We start from the raw sequence: 441 nt of genomic DNA, 5'->3' as shown, positions 1-441 counted from the left end.
ATGCGTTTACAGACTTAGCGGCATACGACGCAGATGGAAAAGCATATAAGTATGAAGTAAAAGAACAACCAGTAGATGGTTACAAAACAGAAGTAAATGGCTATGACATTACGAATACAAAAGTAGGCCAAACAAAAGTAGAAGGAACGAAAACATGGAAAGACGATAATGCAAAAGATCGTCCGACGATGATTAAAGTAGACTTACTACAAAATGGTCAGGTCATCAGTACGCAAGAAGTAACAGAAGCAAGCGGTTGGAAATATGGATTCAAAGACTTAGCGGCATACGATGCAGATGGAAAAGCATATAAATATGAAGTAAAAGAACAACCAGTAGATGGTTACAAAACAGAAGTAAATGGCTATGACATTACGAATACAAAAGTAGGTCAAACAAAAGTAGAAGGAACAAAAACATGGAAAGACGATAATGCGAAAG

1 protein-coding gene is annotated in these 441 nt (G+C 36.7%); it reads left to right on the top strand.

Going from position 1 to position 441, the window contains the following annotated elements; all coding sequences use genetic code 11:
- The coding region (locus AAIE21_RS29350; RefSeq protein WP_343269879.1) for a Cna B-type domain-containing protein at nucleotides 1-441 on the top strand (441 nt) is incomplete at both ends.

Source organism: Paenibacillus sp. 102 (assembly GCF_039549175.1).
Lineage (GTDB): Bacteria > Bacillota > Bacilli > Bacillales > Bacillaceae_G > Bacillus_A.
The sequence above is the reverse complement of the archived record's forward strand: the minus strand, read 5'-3'. Positions and strand labels throughout refer to the sequence as shown.